A 17,975-nucleotide genomic window follows, 5' to 3' on the forward strand; every position below is an offset into this window, starting at 1 on the left:
CAGGGCAAGATCGCGAACGTTTTTTAAGCAGGGCACGAGGATTTGACCGACCGAACAGGGTGTGATCTTATACTCTCTTTTACGGGAGTTTCGTCATGAACCATCAAGCGGCATTTACCCAATTCTTCTCCGAACTTGAAGACCCTCGTCAGACAACCAAAATCGCGTACCCCTTCTTCGATGTGGTTTTTCTCACCGTCTGTGCTGCTATTGGTGGAGCTCAAGGTTGGGAAGATATCGAGCTTTTCGGCGAGGCACATCTGGAATGGTTTCAGCGTAATGGATTGTTTCATAACGGATTACCTGTTCACGACACCATAGCCAGGATCATCTCCCGTATTCAACCGGAGCAATTCCAGAACGCCTTCGTCCGCTGGATGCAAGCAACATCAGAACGTACCGATGGTGAGCTGATTGCCATTGACGGCAAGACCTTACGCAGCTCTTACGACCGAGACAGTCGTCAGTCTACCATTCATATGGTCAGTGCCTTTGCCGCTGAGAATCGTCTGGTGCTCGGGCAAGTCAAAACAGATGAGAAATCTAACGAAATCACCGCCATTCCTGAATTACTGGCACTCCTCGATATAAAAGGCTGCCTGGTATCCATCGATGCCATGGGCTGCCAGACTGGAATAGCCTCAACCATAGTCAAGGGCGGTGGCGACTACTTGCTGGCGGTAAAAGGTAACCAGCCCACACTGCATAATGCAGTACGCGCAGCTCTGGCCGAGTCGACCAAGAAGCCGCTGAGTGAAGAAACGCTCAGTGTCGAGAAAGAGCACGGTCGCATCGATGGCCGCGAGTACCATGTGTTACCAGCCGGAGCACTATCAGAGCAATTTCCAGAGTGGAAATCGCTGAAGACTGTCGGTGTCGCAATATCCTATCGAATTGAAAATATGGAAAAATTTTCGATGGAGTATCGCTACTACATCAGCTCGGCTGAACTGACACCAGAGCAGTTTGCTTCAGCGGTACGAGGGCACTGGGCAATTGAAAATAGCCTGCACTGGGTTCTGGATGTCGTGATGAATGAGGATGCCTGCCAGATATATCGAGGTGATGCCCCTCAAATATTGGCCTGTGCACGACACATGGCGCAAAACATGCTGCGAGCCGAAACCAGCCGTAAGGCAAGCTTGCGGAAGAAGCAGCAATTTGCGGGCATGAGCAGCCCATATCTGGAAAAGGTATTGGATTCAGGGCTGGCTGAATTGAAGTCAATTTAACAATATGTTCACGCTCTCGCCCTGGGTTCGATTGAGATCTTTACCATCTATCAAGTCAGAGATAATTATGACTTTAAATTTTGGGCAATCTGTATACGTTCTTGAAAAGAATCGTAGTTGGATAAAGGTTGCAATACCTCAAAAACAAGGTGAGCCGTTAGAAGGCTGGGTGTTTACTGAATATACAGAGCGCTTTAATAAATAGCTCTAGCTAGTTGTGCAAAACATAGCCAATACATTGATGGTCAAGTGTTCCTTTGCCGAGGTTGCTACAGAAATATATGTTATTGATGAATGAAAATAGAATGATGTGACAGCGAGAGAGATTTAGTGAAATTGCCGCAGAACAGATACAAATATTACCAGCTCAACAGCATTTATCTATCTGCAGGCCAAAGCTTTCTTTTTATGCCAAGGCAGGTAAGCTGCGGGGCAAAACGCGTCAAGCAGGAGAAGGGATGATGACAGAACAAGATATCGCCGGGACGATCGGCATTCTGGGGGCGGGGTGGCTGGGGCTGCCGCTGGCGCGGGCCCTATTGGCGGCTGGCAAGCAGGTGACGGTGACGGTCAGCAGCGCCGAAAAAGCGGCCCGTTTGCAGGGGGAGGGGATCAACGCCCATCCGCTGACGATTTCTGCCCATATGTCGGATGCGTGGCCCATCCCCTGCGAATCGCTGGTTATCTGCGTACCGCCCAGCAAGACCGATGACTATCTGCAGGCGGTGGCAAGGGCCTGCGCGTTGGCCAAAGCGAATGGCACCCGGCGGGTGCTGTTTGTCAGCGCCACCTCGGTATGGGGCGCGGGGCAGCAGGAGGGGGAAGAACCCCAACCCCGCCATGCCCGTGGTGAGCGGATGCTGGCAGCGGAGCGGGCGGTGCTGGCGGCCGGTTTCGAGACGGTGATGATAGTGCGCCCCTCAGGCCTTTATGGCCCGGATCGCCATCCCGGCCGTTTTCTGGCGGGCAAGACTCTGGATGGCGGCGCCCAGTCGGTCAATCTGGTCCATCTGGACGATGTGGTGGCAGCGTGTATGTTGCTGCTGGAGCGGGGCAAGGATGGGGATGTTTTCAACCTGAGCGCGCCTGTGCATCCGCGCCGCGAGCAGTTTTACCCCTTTGCGGCGCGCCAGCAGGGGCTGCCCGTGCCGGTCTTTATCGAGCCTGCCGGTGAATTTCAGCCCATCGACGGTCAGCTGATTTGCCAGCAGATGGGATTCAACTATCGCTGGCCCGATCCGGCCCACTGGTTTGCCGAGCTCGCCGCCTCGGGCAATTGAGGTTTGCCAAGGGGGTGATCGCCCCCTATCATGCCGCCATCCATGAGAGAGAGGCGGTAATGATGGTAGATACAAAACGTCACCCCGATGGGGAGTTGTTGCTGAGAACCCTGGCAATGCCAGCCGATACCAACCCCAATGGCGACATCTTTGGTGGCTGGATCATGTCCCAGATGGATATAGGTGGGGGCATTATGGCCAAGGAGCTGGCAAAAGGACGTATTTGTACCGTATCCGTCGAAGGCATGACCTTTCACAGTCCGGTCAAGGTGGGCGATGTGGTCTGCTGCTACGGCCGCTGCATGAAGATCGGCCGCAGCTCCATGAAGCTCAAGCTGGAGGTGTGGGTCAAGCCGGTACTGCGGGAAAACGATGCCCAGCGTTACTGTGTGACCGAGGGGATCTTCACCTATGTCGCCATCGACGAACAGGGCAAATCCCGCCCGGTTCCGGTGAGTGCCTGATTAAATCAGCCGGGCATTGATGATGGATATTTCCTGCTCAAGCCCGGTTTTTTGCCGTATCATGCGTTCCAGCATCTCTTCCGAGCCCACATATTGCAGGGTGTCAAACAGGCAGAGATCGCATTGAGGGTCCCGTCTTATCTGATAGACGGTGGCCAGCTCCACTTGATGACAATTTCCTTGTTGATCATAAAACGTCACGTTGTACCGAAGTTCTTTCGCCATGAGACAAGGTCCTTCTGGTTGGGTGGAACAGGGACTATCAGCTTAGTCGGCGTGGATGACGTTTGTGATGGTCGCAACAAAAAGCAAAGGCGGGCGGTTGTTAGCCAATGAAAAATAGTTATCGCATTCTTGGCACCTCCCTGCTGACCCTGGGGTTGGTAGGCTGTTTTGAGGTGCCGGATCAGAACCATCTGGTCACAGCTCAAGGGATTGTGCCGGGACTCGACTGCCAGCGTCCGCCGCTGGTAGCGTTGGCGACCACGGCGCTGCCTCGTGAATTCGGGGTGACGGTGTGGAATCTCTACAAGGGCCAGCGCAAAAACTGGCGCGAAGGGATGGACAGTTATGCCAAGGGGCAGGATCTGGTGCTGCTGCAAGAGTCGGCCACCCGTCCCGATATGCTCGACTGGCTGCGCGCCGGTGATTTCCAGTGGCAACAGCTGCAAGCTTTCACCCAGGGCGGCGTCTCGTTCGGGGTAATGACGGTGGCCAAGACCCCGCAGGCGTTCGTCTGTGGCGTGCGCTCCCCCGAGCCATTGCTGCGTATCCCCAAATCCGGGCTGGTGAGCCTCTATCCGCTGCAGGGCGATCCTGATGGCGTCATGGTCATCAATATCCATGCGGTCAATTTCGAGCTTGGGATGGCCACCTTCCGCGAGCAGCTCAACGATTTGACTGCCTTGGTGCGTCGTCATCAGGGGCCGGTGATCCTGGCCGGTGATTTCAACACCTGGAGTGACAAGCGCCAGTTCTGGTTAAGCAAATTGGTGGACGAGCTGGGTCTGCAAGAGGCCGTGCCGGTGCCTGATCTGCGCCGCACCGCCTTCGGTCGCCCGCTGGATCACCTCTACTACCGCAATCTGGATTTGGTCGAGGTGAGTTCACCGGCGACCGACAGTTCGGATCACAACCCCATCATTGCGCGTTTTGCCGCCCAGTCTGTGACTCCCTGACCCCAGTCTGTGACTTCCTGACAAAGGATGGTGCGAGTTCCGCTCATAAAAAAATCCGGCGCCTGATGGCGCCGGATTTTTTTATACGCTCTGGCGGTCAACCCGCTCGGGATGACCCGCAGGCATTACTGGTAGAGACCCAGATTCGCTTTGGCGTAGGCTTCGAAATCGGTGCAGCCACCGATGTGCTGCTCATCCAGGAAGATCTGCGGCACGGTATTGACCGGCTTGCCGGCGCTCTTGGCCAGATCTTCTTTGGTGATGCCTTCGGCATGGATATCCACGTAGCGGAATTTGAAGTCATCGCGCTGTTCGGTCAGCTGCTCGGCGATCTGTACGGCACGGACACAGTAGGGGCAACCCGGGCGACCAAAAATCACTGCAAACATATTTTCTCTCCGTTTTTTAAGCCGTTTTTGTATGGCCGTTGATATGAGGCAGGCAACAGCATAGCCCTGCCTCGTGGCGACTTGAAGCCGAAATTATCGATACCCTGATTCGAGTGGGCCTATTGGCTCAGCTCTCATCGGCGATCTGGATCGGCTGCTGCTGATAGATGCTCTCCAGCACCCCCTTCTCGAATACGGTCCAGGGCCACGGCGCCTTGCTGGCACGATAGCGCTCATGGGTGGCCGGATCTTGGGACAGGCCACGCTGGAACATCACGAACGCCTTGCGCTGGCCGCCCGCCGTATCGATAAAGCCCACCAGATTGGAGGTGCCGGTGATGGTACCTGTCTTGGCATGGACCTTGTTCTTCATCATGGGGGCGGTGACGCTGCGGCGCCACGCCAGGGTGCCATCCACCTGAGAGCTTGGCAGCAGCTTGATCAGGCCAAGTTCGGCATCATTTTTCTGGATGAAGTTCAGCACCGACATCATCTGACGGGCGCTGATGAGATTGTGAGCGGAGAGACCGGAGCCGTCAGCCAGAGTGGCGTTGCCCAGATCGATCCCGTTCTTGGTCAGGATGGCGCGCACCGCCATGGTGCCACTGCGATAGCTGCCCGGCTTGTTGTAGTAGTGACGGCCCACGGTTTTGAGGAAGGTATCGGCGTAGAGGTTGTCCGATTTCTTCAGCATCTTGGCGAGCATTACCGGCAGGGAGACCGAGTAGTGGGTGCCGAGGGTCTCTGCTCCTTCAGGGGCCTTGTGGGTGACCCGCAGCAGGCCATCATGCTTGATACCGGCACGGTTCATCGCCCAGCGGATGTTGTCCCAGCCCCAAGCCTCCACGTCGTGAATGGCGAAACGAAGACCCTGCGGCTCTTTATTCGGGGTGATGCAGCCCTTGAGCTCGTAGAAGTTGCCCTTGGCCATGTCCACTTCCAGTGCGCAGAACTGGCGCGCCATATCGCCATAGCTCATCACTTCCACGTTGTCGGCACCGATGCCGATGGGGACGCCGGTAGCTACATTGCCGACCGCCGGTTTGCCAATCTGGGTGGCAGTGATGGTGCCGTAGGCGCAGTTCTTGTCGATGATGACCGAGGAGACAGGAGCGGCGAAGCAGAGGGTCTGATCCCCCCACGACCAGCCGTTGCCGCGCTCGTAGCCGTTGTAGGCGCCGGTGTTGACGTAGACATTGCCCTTGATGCTGGTGACGCCGAGCTGTTTGAACAGGGCCAGCAGATCCATGCGGGAGAGGGTGGGGTCGCCGACGAAGTTGATCCAGATATCGCCGTTGATGGTGTCACCCTGTTTGGCACCGGGCTGGGCCTGAATGTCAGTGGCGAAGCGGAAGTCGGCACCCAGCTCGAGGCGGGCCGCCAGCGCGGTGAGCACCTTCATGGTGGAGGCGGGGGCGATCATCTGATCCGCATGGCGGGCGAACTCGACGCCGTTATTGCCCTGCACCATGATGGCGTACTGGCCACCCTGAGGGGGCGTCAGCGGGGCGGCATGAGCCGCCAGAGAAGAAAAGAGAGCACAAAAACCAATCAACAACCGCTGCATAACATCCTCTAACGTGACGAAGGGCCCGGCAGTGGTGCCGACCCTGATAATTCAACCCGCCGATGCGGGATCTACGGGATAACGCAATTCATGCCATGTATGCCGGTCGCCATCATGTCATCGAGTTGGCGGTACGATAGCGACCCTCATAATCAAAAATTTTCTCTTTTATCTGCCAGAAGCGACCCGATTTGCGGGCGATGACAAAATCCGGATGACGGAACTGGCTTTGCGCGGCCAGCACGCTCGCCAGGGTGGTAAATTCGGGCTCCAGCCCCGAGGCGGGCCAATGATGACGCACAAAGTGCTGTTGAAACAAGCGCCGTGCGCCCGGGGAGTGAAATCCGAAGTATTCACTGAGGGTCAGCCCATCCTCATCGTGGTAGGTCACCTCCAGCCGCTCCCCCTGTTTGCCGCGCCCGGCTGTGAGGGTTAGCCCGGCGCAGCGGATCACCATGCAATCCTTGAGATTGAGCGCCTCTTTAAGCTTGTCGTCAGGGTCCACCAGCAGCTGATCGCAGCTCTGGCAGCGGCGGGCGGCGATGTCGTTCTCCGCACCACAGCCGGGGCAGATCTTGGCGCGAAAGCGGTAGTCACACTCCTCGCGGTTGCCCTCGTCATCTTCAAACAGCCCCTGACAGCGGCGGCCGTAGTGCTCGATCACCTTGCCATCCTCGTCGGTCTTGCCCCAGAAGGTGTTGGCAAAACCGCAGGCGGGGCAGGGCACCTGTACCGGCTCGGTACCGGCGTGGGGGCGAGGCTCCCCCACTTCGGGGGCAAACAGGTTGAAGTTGTTGCCCGCATAGTCGAGCACCAGACAATCCTCCTTGCCCGGCGAGAGGCGCAGGCCCCGCCCGACGATCTGCTGATAGAGGGAGACCGACTCGGTGGGGCGCAGCATCACGATAAGATCGACATGAGGGGCATCGAAGCCGGTGGTGAGCACCGCCACGTTGACCAGAAACTTGAGCTCGCGCGCCTTGAAGGCGCTGATGAGGGCATCGCGCTCTGGCCCCGGCGTCTCGCCGGTGATAAGAGCCGCCAGCTGGCCTCGGGCGCCAAGCAGGCCGTGAATTTCCCGTGCATGCTCGACGGTGGCGGCGAAGATCATCACCCCCTGCCGGTCGGCGGCATACTCCAGCACCTGACTCAGGATATGGGGAGTGACCCGCTGCTGGCGCTTTAGCTCGCCGTTAAGATCCGCCTCGCTGAAGAGGCCGTTCTCCCGCACCACCAACTTGCTGAAGTCGTAGTGGACTATGGGGGCATCCACCATGCGCGGTGGCGTCAGGTAGCCGTTTTTCACCATAAAACGCAAGGGCAGCTCGAACACGCAGTCGCCAAACAGCCGCTCGCCGTGGCTCTTGACCATGCCGTGGTAGTGGCGCCGGTAGATCCAGCCCAGCCCGAGCCGATAAGGGGTGGCGGTGAGACCGAGGATCTTGAGGGCCGGATTGGCGGCCTTGAGGTGGCCTAACACCTGATGGTACTGGCTGTCATCATCGAGCGAGACCCGATGGCACTCGTCGATGATGAGCAGCGAAAACGCCCCGTCGAAGGCCGCCAGATTGCGGGCGACCGACTGCACCGAGCCGAACACCACCTGGGCGCTCGCCTCCTTGCGATCCAGGCCGGCAGCGAAAATATCGGCCTTGAGCCCCCACGCCTCGTACTTGGCGTGGTTCTGCTCCACCAGCTCCTTGACGTGGGCCAGCACCAGCACCCGACCGCGTGCCTTGCGGGCCAGCTCGGCGATCACCAGACTCTTGCCGGCCCCGGTGGGCAGCACCACCACGGCGGGATCCGGGTGTTTGCGAAAGTGGCTGATCACGGCGTTGACGGCGTCGGTCTGATAGGGTCTGAGAACGAACATGAGGGCGTGGCGTTTGGGCATGGTGCGGCGCAGGGTGGCGCCATTATAGGGTGCTTGCCGCCACAAAAACAGCGGGCCGGCATGATGCCGACCCGCAGGGTGCTTGGTTGCTGATCAATGGAACGGGAAGATGTAGTTCATCCAGCTTGCCATGCGCAGCAGTATCTTGCGCATCACAGATACATGGTGGAAGTACTGGGTGTAGACCGCAGCCTGCCCGCTGGCACCTGCAATCATCTGATACTTGGCCCACTCGGGGTCGGTAATGGAGATGACTACCGGCAGGCGACCCGGACGCACCGCCGTGGTCTGATCCAGCAGACCGGCGTTGGCCTGCACGTTACCGGCGGCAATGGCCGGAACCACGGCTGTCACCTTGCCTTTGAAGATTTTGCCGGGGACGCCATCGATCACCACTTCGGCCTCATCACCCACCGCCAGTCGCTGCATGCTGTTCTGCCAGAACCAGCCGACGTAGGCGGTGTCATCCTTGTGGATGAAGGTCATCACCGGACGATACATGAAGGGAGTGGCGATCATGCCGGGGCGCAGGGCCAACTGCACTACATGACCATCGCTCGGGGCATAGACCACAGTTTGGGACTGTTGGTACTTGGCTTCCATCAGCTGGGCCTGCAGATCGTTCAGGGTAGCTTTCTGCTGGTCAATCTGGGCCACGATGTCGTCCACGTTGGCCTGGGTGACGTCGAGGTCACGCTGCTTGCCCACGCCACGGCGCATCAGGTCACTGGCGCGATCTCTGTCCAGTTTGGCTGAGCGCAGTCTCGCCTCAATGGACCTGAGGTGCTCGCGGTTGGATTCGACCCGTGCGGTGAGGCTCTCCACTTTCAGGCGGAACGGCTCATCATCAAGGCGAAACAGCACATCCCCTTTTTTCACCGGCTGGTTGGCCTGCACCGGAACCTCAACGACCCGGCCCTTGACCAGCGGCACTATGGGGGTGGAGACGTAGTAGTTGCGCGCCATCTCGGAGTAGGGGTGGTTGTAGTTCATCAGCATGATCAGGGTGCCGATGAGCAGCACGCCGCCCAGTGCTGCGGTGGGGACGGTCCACTTGTTGAGCGGGATGCGGAAGATTTTGAATATGGCGACACACAGCGCCGTGTAGGTCAGGATCAGTAGCAGGTCCATGGTTTATCCCTGTTGCTCACTCTGTTCGATAGTGTTGATACGGCTCTTCAGATCCGCCAACTCCTGCTTGAGGGCCGCCAGCTCCTCTTCATCTTTTTGTAGCCGCTGGCTAAAGCCCCAGCCGCGATCCGGGCGATAGATGGTTGCCCAGATCCAGAGGAAGGGCCACAGCACATGCAGGGTAAACAGGCTGACCCAACCTGCCACGTGAATGGCATCCTGATGAGGGTGATTCCGATGTTTGGCTATCTCGTAAGGAATATCGTGGATAACGATAACTCCATAAAAAATGACCAGCCCGACAAAGACGAGCAGACCAAGTGCAAAATAATCAAGGGCCATTTATAACCTCCACTGGCATGACGCACAGCTTAATCATTGGTTCCAACAAGCACTAAAGCAATTAAGAATCACACATTTATCGTCAGTTCGCCCGGAATCTTAAAGCTATTCGCTGTATTGAAGCTGAAGCCATTCAACAGTTGCATTATTAGTCTTTTTGTCATTAAAAAAGGCGCCATCAGGCGCCTTTTTTGTGCTGCTTTCGCTGCATTTTTTGCTGTTTTTACCCTTCGCTGGTACTGCTGACCAGCGGCTGGCGGAACTTCATCAGGAAGGCCACGGTAATGGCCGCCGTTGCAGTCAGGCCGATGATGGTGGAGGTCCCCATCTCCAGCCCGAACCCGATGGGGGCGTTGGCCAGATAGGTGATCACCACAACGGTCATGAACATGGCGGGAATGGTGCAGATCCAGTGCAGCTTGCCCTCTTTGATGAGGTAGGCAGCCGCAGCCCACAACATGATGACGGCGGTGGTCTGGTTGGCCCAGCCGAAGTAGCGCCAGATCACCCCGAATTCAGCCTTGGAAATGATGAAGCCAAGGATAAACATGGGGATGGCGATCAGCAGACGCTTGGCCAGCGGCTTCTGGGTCATCTTCAGGAAGTCCGCCACGATCAGGCGAGCACTGCGAAACGCGGTGTCACCAGAGGTGATGGGCAGGATCACCACGCCGAGGATGGCCAGAATGCCGCCCACGGTGCCGAGCAGGCTGGTGGAGACTTCGTGTACCACGGCTGCCGGGCCGCCGTTGGCCATGGTAGCGTTGAGCGCTTCGGTGCTGTCGTAGAAGGAGAGACCCAGGGTGCACCAGATCAGGGCGATGATCCCTTCACCGATCATTGCACCGTAGAAGATGAAGCGGCCGGATTTCTCGTTTTGCATGCAGCGCGCCATCAGTGGTGACTGGGTGGCGTGGAAGCCTGATACCGCGCCACAGGCGATGGTGATGAAGAGCAGCGGCCAGAGCGGCAGTTCGGTCGGGTGCAGGTTGGAGAAGTCCATCCCGGTGTTGTAGAAGCCTTTGCCGGAGGCGATCAGGCCAACGATGAGGCCGACCGACATGAAGACCAGCAGGGCGCCGAAGATGGGGTAGAAGCGGCCGATGATCTTGTCGATGGGGACTATGGTCGCGAGGATGTAGTAGGCAAAGATTGCCACAATCCAGTAGACCAGATCGGTGGAGGTGAGGTTGGCGAGCAGCCCTGCCGGGCTCAGCACGAATACCACGCCCACCAGCATCAGCAGCACCACGGCAAACAGGTTCATGAAGTGCTTGGCGGCGGTGCCCAGATGCTCACCGACCACGGTTGGCACCGAGGCCCCCTTGGCGCGCACCGACAGCATGCCGGAGAAGTAGTCATGTACCGCACCTGCGAAGATGCAGCCAAAGACGATCCAGAGCATGGCGACCGGGCCGTAGAGGGCACCCAGGATGGGGCCGAAGATGGGGCCGACACCTGCGATGTTGAGCAGTTGAACCAGGTAGACTTTCTTGTCCGACATCGGGACATAGTCCACCCCGTCAGCCATGGTGATGGCGGGGGTTTTCAGCTCGGGTTTCGGGCTGAATATCCGTTCGATGAATTTGCCGTATATGAAGTAGCCGGCCACAAGTAAGCCGACACAGAGGAAGAACCAGATCATTGCTACGCTCCTGCATTGTTATTTTTTAGTGTGCAGAGCGAGTCTAAAACGGTTGCGCCTGACTGGCAGGTGAAACTCCCCGAGCGGCGCTTTGACGCGCCGAGCGGTCGGCGGCTGTGATCAGGCGCACACTCCGCGGCTCAGTCCAGCCCCAGCTGATCTTTGAGCTCCTTGAGATAGCGACGACTGACCGGCACCCGGGCGCCACTCGGGGTGACAATCTCTGCCAGCTGGTTATCCAGCAGCCGGATCTCGAAGATGGCGTTGGGGGAGACCAGATACTGGCGGTGGCAGCGCAGCAGCAGGCTCTTTTCTTCCAAGGATTTGAGGGTGAGCTGGGTGTGGAACAGCTCGCCCTGACAGGCCACATGGACCCCGCCCAGATCGGAGAAGGCATACTCCACCTGCGCGATGGGCAGCAGCCTGACCCGATTGTGCAGATAGCCCGGAATATGTTCGATGGTGGGGGCCAGCCGCTCGATGGGCTGCGGGGAGATATCCAGCTTGAGGCGAGCGAGGGTCTTGGCGAGCCGAGCGGGCTCCACCGGTTTGAGCAGGTAGTCGAAGGCGTTCTCTTCAAAGGCCTGAATGGCATATTCGTCAAAGGCGGTGACAAAGACGATGCGGGGCAAGGGGTCGAGCATGGCGACCAGCTCCATGCCGCTCAGCTTGGGCATCTGGATATCGAGGAACACCACGTCGGGCTTGAGGCGCTGAATAAGCGGCAGCGCCTCGATGGCGTTGGCCGCTTCCCCCACGATCTCGATGGCAGGATCGCAAGCCAGCTGCTGCCTCAGCTCTTCGCGGGCGTAGTGTTCGTCATCGACTATAAGGGTGCGGATCATGGTAGCTCCTTGGGGATGGTGAACGAGACCCGGGTCCACTGCTCAGGCTCGCACGCAATAGTCACGCCATAGCGCTCGCCAAAGGCGCTTTTCAGTCGCCGATCGACAATGGTCATGCCCAGACCGTCGCCCGCGGGGTGCGCTTGCCAGGTGCCTGCATTATCTTCCACATGGATAGTGACGCTGGCGGGTTGCTCATCGGTCCAGAGGCGAATGCGCCCCTGCTCCAGCAGGGTCGAGATGCCGTGCTTGATGGCATTCTCGATCAACGGTTGCAGGGTGAAGCTGGGCAGTCGCAGTGTGGCCAGATGGGGCGGGATCTCGTTTATCACCGTCAGCCGATCGCCAAAGCGGGCCAGCTCGATCTCCAGATAGGATTGGCAGTGCTCCTGCTCCTCCTGCAGGGTCGCAAGGCCGCTCTGTCGCTTGAGGTTCTTGCGAAAGAACAGCGAAAGATGCAGCAGAAGGTCTCGCGCCTTGTCCGGATCACGCCGGGTGATGGCACTGATGGTGTTGAGGGTGTTGAACAGAAAGTGGGGGTTGATCTGGGCCTGGATAAGTTTCAACTCGGACTGCACCAGCAGCCGCTGATGCTGCTCCAGCCGACCGGCCAGCAACTGTTGTGACAGCAGGTTGGCAATCCCTTCCCCCAGGGTGTGGTTGATCTTGAGAAACAGCCGCTTCTTCGGCTCGTAGAGCTTGATGGTGCCGATCACTCCTTTATCCCCCTGCAGCGGGATCACCAGCACCGAACCCAGCTGGCATGCGGAGGAGAGGCTGCAGCGATAGGGTTGACTGTTGCCATCGGCAAACAGCACCTTGTTCTGGGCGATGGCCTGCATGGTGATGGCTGACGCAATGGGGGTGCCCGGCAGATGGTGATCTTCGCCGGTGCCGATAAAGGCGAGGATCTGCTCGGTGTCCGTGATGGCGACAGCCCCCACGCCGGTCTCCTCCTGAATGATGCGGGCAATCTTGTTGCTCGCCTCCGGGGTAAAGCCCTGACTCATGATCCCCACTGTACGGTTGGCGATATTGAGCGCCTTGGCGGAGAAGACCCGGGAGAACTTCTCATACATCCGCTGCTGGTCGCGGATCATGCTGATAAAGAGCGCCGCGCCGCAGGAGTTGGCCAGAATCATCGGGGTGGCGATGGTGCGCACCAGCAGCAGGGATTTGTCGAACGGGGTCGCCACCAGCAGGATGATCACCATCTGCATGATCTCGGCGTAGAGGGTGGTAAAGAAGGCTATACGTGGTTCAAACAGGGCATCCGTTCGCCCCGAGCGCATCAGTCGCCAGTGCACAATGCCCCCGAGCAGCCCTTCACAGGTGGTGGAGATGGCGCAGGCGAGATCGGTAAATCCCCCTAGCGTATAGCGGTGCAGGCCGCCGGTCAGCCCCACCAGAAAGCCCACCAGCGGTCCCCCCAATAATCCCCCCAAGACGGCGCCGACCGCCCGGGTGTTGGCGATGGCATCGTCGATATCGAGGCCTACATAGGTGCCGAGGATACAAAAGCTGGAAAAGATGATGTATATCAGTATCTTGTGAGGTAGTCTCACGGAATAGTTGGCAAGCGGGCGCAGCAGCGGGCTTTTCGAGAAGAGATAGGCGATCACCAGGCTGACGCTCATCTGTTGCAGCAAGGAGAGGACCAACTGCATAAAAAACGCTCCTCATAAGCCAGCTGAAAAAATGTTCAGCCCGTGAATAAGTGTGATCAGGATCTTGTTCTGTTGGCCCAACTGGGCGCAGCGGGACGCCAGTTTGCCAGAACAAGTTGATAAAACCATATTAAATCAGCATGTTAAATTGATATTTGTGTAAGCGGCAGCGGGTTGATATTGATGGATGGAGCATGAATGTATCCGCTGGATACGCCACACGGAGGTGGCATGCTCCGCCCGGCCCCTTGGCTGGGCGTTTTTTATACATGGTCAGTTGGCAACCTTCTGATGGGGGTTTGAGCAATTATTCCGGTTTGTCCAATGAGTTATCCCCAGCTTCTGGGGATAACTCAGAATGCAAAGTAGTAGCAGAAGCGGCGGGTCAGGTTGAAGAACTGCCGTTGTCCCTCATCCAGCTCTTCCTGTTTGATAAAAGCAGTGATGGTGCGTTCATCTTCTCGCAGATCGATCATGGCGACGGCTTCCGGCCGCTGGGCCTTGATATAGGGCAGGATCTTCGGCTTGAGAGGCATGGTGGGTTCGGTAGAGAGCACCAGCGCGATGCTCTCGTCGGAGAGTTTCACCAGTGAACCCGGCGGATAGACCCCCAGCACCTTGACCAGCAACTTGACCAGATTCTGGTCGAACTTTTTCTGGGATAACTTGTAGAGCTGGCTGATGGCCTGACTCGGCGCCGCCGGGTTGCCGCTGTTGCGGGGATGGAGCAGCTCGTCGTAGAAGTCGACCAGTCCGATCAATCGCGCCAGCGGCGGGATCTCCCCGCCCTTGATCCCGAGCGGATAACCGCTGCCGTCGAGCCGCTCGTGGTGCAGATGGGCGACCTGACGGATTTTCGGTTCAAAGGCGTTGAGCTGGGTCAGCATGTCAAATCCGTACTGGGGATGCATATTGAGGAAGTTCTGCTCGGCCTTGTTGAGATCCCCCCGTTTTTGGGTGATCTGGCTCGGGATTTTCAGTTCGCCGATGTCGTGGATAAGTCCCGCAAGTCCCGTCTCCTCAATCTCGATGGGGTTCATGCCGAGTTCGCGGGCCATCAGCATGGCGATAAAGGCGACGTTGAGGCTGTGCTGCAACAGGATATCGGTGTGGGGGCTGCGAATTAGGTGGAGCCCGAGAGGTCCTTCATGCTGACTGAGGGTGAAGGCGGCATTGCGGACGATCTGGGCGGTATTGGCCAGCCCCTCATCCGGTTTGAGGTTCAGCGCCCCGAGTGCATCGCGCAGCTCGCTCATGGATTGGCCAAAGGCTTTGTCAGCGGCGCGCATGGAGCGGCGAAAGGCTTTCTCGTCAAAGGGGGGCGGGCCCGAGGCAATCAGCTCTTCCAACTCGTCAAGGTCAGGCCCGGCATCCGGGATATCGCCGCGCAGCAGAGGCTCGATGGGCAGCTCGCTCTTGTCGGGGTCTACCATCAGCAGGGTGAGATCAAGATGACGGAGAATGTCGAGTTGCTGCTGATCCTTGATCTTGAAGGTATTGAACATAAACGGGTGGTTGGTCCATCCCGTGGGGAGATGGATATAGTGGCCTATTCTCAATTGCTCTATCGAGGCTTGGATCAGTGCCATCGGTTAACCTGCATTTCGTGAATGCCTACTCAACAAGCTAGCAAAATCCGATGGATAGACAACTAAAAATCCATTTCGGTGCTGCGGAGCACTCCGTGCTGTGATGGGGCGCACGAGCGCCGTGCTTCTCCTCTTAATTCGCGCTTAAGTTTTACTTCCTACGCTGGCCCTGTCCGTTTTTGTTGGCTTGGCCGGCCCGCTGCACTGCAGGCCGGTATGTAGGAGTTGTTTATGCGTGTAACTCTCGGTGTACTGCAGACCAATCTGTTGCTGGTGCTCTTTTTCGCCCTGGTACTGAACTGGCCAGTCTTTTTGCATTTCTATACGGTGCTCAGCGCCCTGACCCATGTCAAAGCCGGATTTGCCATCTCGATCCCGCTGGTGCTGATCGCGGCGCTCAATGCCGTGTTTATTCCCTTCACGTTCCGGTTTGTGCTCAAGCCCTTTTTTACCGTGCTCATTTTGACTGGCTCCATCGTCAGCTACGCCATGCTCAAATACGGCGTCATCTTTGATGCTGGCATGATCCAGAACATCGTGGAGACCAACAGTGGTGAGGCGGGGGCCTATTTGAATGGCTCGGTTGCGCTCTGGTTTCTGCTGACCGGGCTGCTGCCTGTTCTGGTGCTCTGGTCACTGCGGATCCGCTATCCGGCTCGCTGGTATCAGGGGTTGGCGTGGCGGGCAGGTGTATTGGCTATCTCTCTGCTGTTTATCGGGGGCGTCGCGGCACTTTACTATCAGGATTACGCCTCGGTCGGTCGCAACAACAAGTCGCTGGCCAAAGAGATTGTGCCTGCCAACTATGTGCACGGCCTCTACAAATATGGGCGGGATGTGCTGTTTGCCACGCCGATCCCCTACCAACACTTGGGGACCGATGCCAGGGTGGTGGCCCGGGGAAGCAAGCCGACTTTGATGTTCCTGGTGGTGGGGGAGACGGCGCGCAGCCAGAACTACTCCCTTAACGGGTATGGCAAGGCGACCAACAGCTTTACAGCCAAAGAGCAGGGGGTGGTGTCGTTCAGGAATGTGCGCTCCTGCGGTACGGCCACTGCGGTTTCGGTGCCCTGCATGTTCTCCAACCTCACGCGCCGTGGCTACGATGACCAGCTTGCCAGCTCCCGTGACGGCCTGCTCGATGTGCTGCAACATGCCGGAGTCTCGGTATTGTGGAAAGAGAACGATGGCGGCTGCAAAGGGGTGTGCCGCAATGTGCCGACCATCGAGATCCTTCCCAAATCCTATCCGGCGCTCTGTCAGGGGGAGTCTTGCTATGACGAGGTGCTGCTGGAGGGGCTGGATCAGCAGATTGCCGGCATGAAGGGCAACAAGCTGGTGGCTTTTCACCTGATGGGCAGCCATGGCCCGACCTATTTCCGTCGTTACCCTGCCAGCGAGCGCGTCTTTATGCCGGACTGCCCGCGCAGCGACATTGAAAACTGCAGCAACGAAGAGCTGGTCAACACTTATGACAACACCATCCGCTACACCGATAAGGTGATGGGACTGCTGATAGACAAGCTCAAGTCGCTGGAGAGCCAGTACGATGTGGGGCTGGTCTATCTCTCCGATCACGGTGAATCCCTTGGGGCTATGGGGCTCTATCTGCACGGCACGCCCTACAAGTTTGCGCCGGATGATCAGACCCGGGTGCCGCTGCTGACCTGGTTCTCGCCTCAGTTACAGGCTGATCGCCAGCTTGATATGGGTTGCCTGGCAGCGGAGGCGAGCAGTCAGCGCTTCTCCCATGACAACCTCTTTCACTCCATGCTGGGGATCATGGATGTGCAGACGAGTGTTTACGACAACAAGCTGGATCTGTTCAAGCCATGTCGGGCGGGGTGAGACGTTCACTGGCGTTGTTGCCCAAATCGATGCAGCTTGAAGTGAACTTACTGAGGGCTCGGTGAGCTGATCACCACCATCCCCTTTAAAGTCTGCATCATGGGCACATCCCTTCATCCCATCACCAACTGGCCTAAATACAACAAGTCTTTGATTAACCGTGGTTCACCCACCTTCTGGATTGATGCCGAGGCCATGAACAACTGGTTCAGCCACGGCCATCATGGGCGCCGGGGCCATAGCCAGCTCTACACTGACCAGACCTTCTCTACCGTCCTGATGCTCAAGGGCATTTTCAACCTCTCCCTGCGGGCGACACAGGGCCTGCTCGACTCGCTGTTTGAGCTGATGAATGTGCCGCTGTGTGCCCCCGACTACAGCTGTGTCAGCAAGCGCGCCAGTACCGTGGAGGTGGCATACCGCCAGCCACCCAAGGGTAAGGTGACCGATTTGGTTATAGATTCCACCGCCTTGAAAGTGTTTGGCGAGTGTGAATGGAAATTCAGACAACATGGCCATGACAAGTGCCGGGGCTGGCGCAAATTGGATCTGGCGAACCACGACATCGTGGCAGCTAGGGCATGTATTTCCGCCGCGCAAGAATGCCGGTTTATGGGAAGAGGGGCATCCACGTAATGAAGCGGTTCTGGTGATGCGTAAGGAGGGGCTGGCTCACTGGAAGCAGCAGTCCGGGTATCATCAGCGCTCATTGGCCGAGACGGCGATGTATAGGTTCAAACAATTGATGACGGGAAAATCAGTCTACGTAACTACAACGGACAAGTGGGAGAGATCATGGCCTACGTGTGTGCGATGAACAAACTGAATGCCCTTGGTCTGCTGGTTAGATAGCCCCAAGTGTAGCTATCACCTAGGGCTGGGGAAGTTGTTACCTAATGGTTGA

General features: G+C 57.7%; 16 protein-coding genes and 1 pseudogene. 7 read left to right on the forward strand and 10 right to left on the reverse strand.

Features of this window, described 5'->3' with window-relative positions; translation table 11 throughout:
- Nucleotides 1-95 precede the first annotated feature (95 nt).
- From AB5Y84_RS12345 to yciA, 4 genes are all read left to right on the forward strand, one after another.
- Complete coding sequence (locus AB5Y84_RS12345) at nucleotides 96-1,232, forward strand: ISAs1 family transposase (RefSeq protein WP_024943479.1); 1,137 nt, start codon at nucleotides 96-98, stop codon at nucleotides 1,230-1,232.
- A 4-nt stretch (nucleotides 1,233-1,236) separates the two neighbouring features.
- Nucleotides 1,237-1,437, forward strand: coding sequence for an SH3 domain-containing protein (locus AB5Y84_RS12350; RefSeq protein ID WP_368177040.1), 201 nt, complete (start codon nucleotides 1,237-1,239; stop codon nucleotides 1,435-1,437).
- Nucleotides 1,438-1,690: 253 nt separating this feature from the next.
- Nucleotides 1,691-2,512, forward strand: a complete 822-nt coding sequence (locus tag AB5Y84_RS12355; RefSeq protein WP_368177041.1) for an NAD-dependent epimerase/dehydratase family protein — start codon at nucleotides 1,691-1,693, stop codon at nucleotides 2,510-2,512.
- Between the two features lie 59 nt (nucleotides 2,513-2,571).
- Complete coding sequence (gene yciA, locus AB5Y84_RS12360) at nucleotides 2,572-2,976, forward strand: acyl-CoA thioester hydrolase YciA (RefSeq protein WP_005337875.1); 405 nt, start codon at nucleotides 2,572-2,574, stop codon at nucleotides 2,974-2,976.
- On the opposite strand, the gene AB5Y84_RS12365 is transcribed toward yciA, so the two are convergent.
- The gene (locus AB5Y84_RS12365; protein ID WP_005337874.1) at nucleotides 2,977-3,201 is read right to left on the reverse strand and encodes a hypothetical protein; all 225 of its coding nucleotides are present in this window, start codon (nucleotides 3,199-3,201) and stop codon (nucleotides 2,977-2,979) included. It lies immediately after the preceding gene.
- A gap of 107 nt (nucleotides 3,202-3,308) precedes the next feature.
- On the opposite strand from AB5Y84_RS12365, the gene AB5Y84_RS12370 reads away from it, so the two are divergent.
- Complete coding sequence (locus AB5Y84_RS12370) at nucleotides 3,309-4,154, forward strand: endonuclease/exonuclease/phosphatase family protein (protein WP_005350508.1); 846 nt, start codon at nucleotides 3,309-3,311, stop codon at nucleotides 4,152-4,154.
- A gap of 125 nt (nucleotides 4,155-4,279) precedes the next feature.
- Here AB5Y84_RS12370 and AB5Y84_RS12375 read toward each other — a convergent pair whose 3' ends face one another.
- The 9 genes from AB5Y84_RS12375 to AB5Y84_RS12415 all read right to left on the reverse strand — a co-directional run bounded on the left by AB5Y84_RS12375 (nucleotide 4,280) and on the right by AB5Y84_RS12415 (nucleotide 15,223).
- Nucleotides 4,280-4,576 carry a GrxA family glutaredoxin gene (locus AB5Y84_RS12375; protein ID WP_224970215.1) on the reverse strand — a complete coding sequence of 99 codons (297 nt, stop codon included), beginning with the start codon at nucleotides 4,574-4,576 and terminating at the stop codon, nucleotides 4,280-4,282.
- Nucleotides 4,577-4,670: 94 nt separating this feature from the next.
- A complete protein-coding gene (dacB, locus tag AB5Y84_RS12380; RefSeq protein WP_005350510.1) occupies nucleotides 4,671-6,110 on the reverse strand; it encodes a D-alanyl-D-alanine carboxypeptidase/D-alanyl-D-alanine-endopeptidase in 1,440 nt (479 codons plus the stop codon).
- 112 nt (nucleotides 6,111-6,222) lie between these two features.
- Complete coding sequence (locus AB5Y84_RS12385; RefSeq protein WP_368177098.1) at nucleotides 6,223-7,983, reverse strand: DEAD/DEAH box helicase; 1,761 nt, start codon at nucleotides 7,981-7,983, stop codon at nucleotides 6,223-6,225.
- A gap of 114 nt (nucleotides 7,984-8,097) precedes the next feature.
- The gene (locus tag AB5Y84_RS12390; RefSeq protein WP_368177042.1) at nucleotides 8,098-9,135 is read right to left on the reverse strand and encodes an HlyD family secretion protein; all 1,038 of its coding nucleotides are present in this window, start codon (nucleotides 9,133-9,135) and stop codon (nucleotides 8,098-8,100) included.
- A gap of 3 nt (nucleotides 9,136-9,138) precedes the next feature.
- Nucleotides 9,139-9,477: a DUF3302 domain-containing protein gene (locus tag AB5Y84_RS12395; protein ID WP_005337862.1), complete on the reverse strand. Its 339-nt coding sequence runs from the start codon at nucleotides 9,475-9,477 to the stop codon at nucleotides 9,139-9,141.
- Between the two features lie 223 nt (nucleotides 9,478-9,700).
- A complete protein-coding gene (locus tag AB5Y84_RS12400) occupies nucleotides 9,701-11,122 on the reverse strand; it encodes a carbon starvation protein A (RefSeq protein WP_368177043.1) in 1,422 nt (473 codons plus the stop codon).
- A 140-nt stretch (nucleotides 11,123-11,262) separates the two neighbouring features.
- The gene (gene btsR / locus AB5Y84_RS12405; RefSeq protein ID WP_368177044.1) at nucleotides 11,263-11,967 is read right to left on the reverse strand and encodes a two-component system response regulator BtsR; all 705 of its coding nucleotides are present in this window, start codon (nucleotides 11,965-11,967) and stop codon (nucleotides 11,263-11,265) included.
- Entirely contained in the window at nucleotides 11,964-13,634 is a 1,671-nt protein-coding gene (locus tag AB5Y84_RS12410; protein ID WP_368177045.1) for a LytS/YhcK type 5TM receptor domain-containing protein, read from the reverse strand. The genes btsR and AB5Y84_RS12410 overlap by 4 nt, the downstream gene beginning before the upstream one ends.
- 353 nt (nucleotides 13,635-13,987) lie before the next feature.
- Nucleotides 13,988-15,223 carry an HD-GYP domain-containing protein gene (locus AB5Y84_RS12415; protein WP_368177046.1) on the reverse strand — a complete coding sequence of 412 codons (1,236 nt, stop codon included), beginning with the start codon at nucleotides 15,221-15,223 and terminating at the stop codon, nucleotides 13,988-13,990.
- Nucleotides 15,224-15,454: 231 nt separating this feature from the next.
- On the opposite strand from AB5Y84_RS12415, the gene AB5Y84_RS12420 reads away from it, so the two are divergent.
- Nucleotides 15,455-17,071, forward strand: coding sequence for a phosphoethanolamine transferase (locus AB5Y84_RS12420; protein WP_368177047.1), 1,617 nt, complete (start codon nucleotides 15,455-15,457; stop codon nucleotides 17,069-17,071).
- Nucleotides 17,072-17,170: 99 nt separating this feature from the next.
- Nucleotides 17,171-17,923 (forward strand): annotated as a pseudogene (locus AB5Y84_RS12425) (IS5 family transposase).
- Nucleotides 17,924-17,975 lie beyond the last annotated feature (52 nt).

Origin of the sequence: Aeromonas sp. s11, assembly GCF_040907945.1 — a bacterium.
GTDB classification, from domain to species: Bacteria; Pseudomonadota; Gammaproteobacteria; order Enterobacterales; family Aeromonadaceae; genus Aeromonas; species Aeromonas veronii.

Excerpts from the sequence above, each read along its gene's own strand:
- AB5Y84_RS12345 (WP_024943479.1), top strand. The coding sequence starts at position 96 with ATGAACCATCAAGCGGCATTTACCCAATTCTTCTCCGAACTTGAAGAC.
- AB5Y84_RS12350 (WP_368177040.1), top strand. The coding sequence starts at position 1,237 with ATGTTCACGCTCTCGCCCTGGGTTCGATTGAGATCTTTACCATCTATC.
- AB5Y84_RS12355 (WP_368177041.1), top strand. The coding sequence starts at position 1,691 with ATGATGACAGAACAAGATATCGCCGGGACGATCGGCATTCTGGGGGCG.
- yciA (WP_005337875.1), top strand. The coding sequence starts at position 2,572 with ATGATGGTAGATACAAAACGTCACCCCGATGGGGAGTTGTTGCTGAGA.
- AB5Y84_RS12365 (WP_005337874.1), bottom strand. The coding sequence starts at position 3,201 with ATGGCGAAAGAACTTCGGTACAACGTGACGTTTTATGATCAACAAGGA.
- AB5Y84_RS12370 (WP_005350508.1), top strand. The coding sequence starts at position 3,309 with ATGAAAAATAGTTATCGCATTCTTGGCACCTCCCTGCTGACCCTGGGG.
- dacB (WP_005350510.1), bottom strand. The coding sequence starts at position 6,110 with ATGCAGCGGTTGTTGATTGGTTTTTGTGCTCTCTTTTCTTCTCTGGCG.
- AB5Y84_RS12385 (WP_368177098.1), bottom strand. The coding sequence starts at position 7,983 with ATGTTCGTTCTCAGACCCTATCAGACCGACGCCGTCAACGCCGTGATC.
- AB5Y84_RS12390 (WP_368177042.1), bottom strand. The coding sequence starts at position 9,135 with ATGGACCTGCTACTGATCCTGACCTACACGGCGCTGTGTGTCGCCATA.
- AB5Y84_RS12395 (WP_005337862.1), bottom strand. The coding sequence starts at position 9,477 with ATGGCCCTTGATTATTTTGCACTTGGTCTGCTCGTCTTTGTCGGGCTG.
- AB5Y84_RS12400 (WP_368177043.1), bottom strand. The coding sequence starts at position 11,122 with ATGATCTGGTTCTTCCTCTGTGTCGGCTTACTTGTGGCCGGCTACTTC.
- btsR (WP_368177044.1), bottom strand. The coding sequence starts at position 11,967 with ATGATCCGCACCCTTATAGTCGATGACGAACACTACGCCCGCGAAGAG.
- AB5Y84_RS12410 (WP_368177045.1), bottom strand. The coding sequence starts at position 13,634 with ATGCAGTTGGTCCTCTCCTTGCTGCAACAGATGAGCGTCAGCCTGGTG.
- AB5Y84_RS12415 (WP_368177046.1), bottom strand. The coding sequence starts at position 15,223 with ATGGCACTGATCCAAGCCTCGATAGAGCAATTGAGAATAGGCCACTAT.
- AB5Y84_RS12420 (WP_368177047.1), top strand. The coding sequence starts at position 15,455 with ATGCGTGTAACTCTCGGTGTACTGCAGACCAATCTGTTGCTGGTGCTC.